1 protein-coding gene is annotated in these 602 nt (G+C 74.1%); it reads left to right on the top strand.

Annotation, left to right across the window (positions count from 1 at the left end):
- Window positions 1-602: carcinine hydrolase/isopenicillin-N N-acyltransferase family protein (locus tag ADL03_RS46540; protein WP_197288044.1), on the top strand; the 602-nt coding region annotated here is incomplete at both ends.

Below are 602 nucleotides of genomic sequence, written 5' to 3'. Positions count from 1 at the left end.
GAGCGACCGCGACCACCGCTGCACGACGTTCCGCGCGTTCGTCGAGGAGCGACCCGGCGAGCAGTGGCGCGCGCACGTGCGCCGGCACTGGCCGCGGCTGCGTCCCTCCGGTGTGGACGATCCGTTCACCACGACGTGGCGCACGTCGGTGCTCGGGCTGTCCGTTCCCGCGCTCGGCGCGATGTCGGCCGACCTGGCCGCGGCCGCGGAGCTGGACGACCTGGGGCTGACCGCGTTCCTGACCCACGTCGACCCGCCTCGGCCGGAGGTGACCGGCCGGCAGGTGACCGGCGGCCGGGCGCTGGTGCGCAACCTCGACGCCGACGTCACGCGGCACGAGTGGACGCTGTGGCAGAGCAGACTCGGCCGGCGGCGGGTGATGGGCACGACCTCCGGGTTGTGGGGCCTGCTGGACGGCATCAACGAGGACGGTCTGGCGGTGTCGCTCAACTCCGACCGCGAGGTGCGCCACGACGACGCCGTGCACGGCCTGAGCGGCCCGTTGCTGGTGCGCCACCTCCTCGAACACTGCGCGGTGGTGCGCGACGTGGACGAGGCGCTGACGGGCTGGCGCACCGCCACCACGCACGACATCACCGTGC

The organism is Nocardia sp. NRRL S-836 (genome assembly GCF_001279525.1).
Taxonomy (GTDB): domain Bacteria; phylum Actinomycetota; class Actinomycetes; order Mycobacteriales; family Pseudonocardiaceae; genus Lentzea.
This window is presented reverse-complemented; position numbering and strand designations above follow the sequence as displayed.